The sequence below is a fragment of the Methylobacterium sp. D48H genome (assembly GCF_053345715.1).
Genome location: NZ_JBKFAP010000193.1, coordinates 1 through 289 on the forward strand (window position 1 = coordinate 1; position 289 = coordinate 289).

The window sequence follows — 289 nt, forward strand, 5'->3', positions numbered from 1 at the left end:
GGCATGTACTGCTGGTAGCCGAGCTTGGTCAGCGTGTAGGTCAGCCGCGACACGGTGGAGCGCGGCAGGCCGCAGGCCTCCCCGATGTCGTGGTTGGCGAGGCTCGTGCGCCCCGGGCCGAAGCAGGCGAGCACCGACAGCCCCCGGGCCAGGGCCGTGACGAAGTGCCGGTCCTCCTTCGCGCCGGCGCCGGCCGCGCCGGGCTCGGCCGTGTCGGGCTCGGCCGTGTCGAGCCCGATGTCGGATCCGGCGCGCGGGCCGGCCTCCACCTCCATCCGCCCGCTCATCG

General features: G+C 75.4%; 1 protein-coding gene. It reads right to left on the bottom strand.

Features of this window, described 5'->3' with window-relative positions; genetic code table 11:
• Positions 1 to 287, bottom strand: a 287-nt coding sequence (locus ACLBX8_RS32085) for a helix-turn-helix domain-containing protein (protein ID WP_447716460.1), incomplete at its 3' end; no start/stop codon positions are given.
• Positions 288 to 289 lie beyond the last annotated feature (2 nt).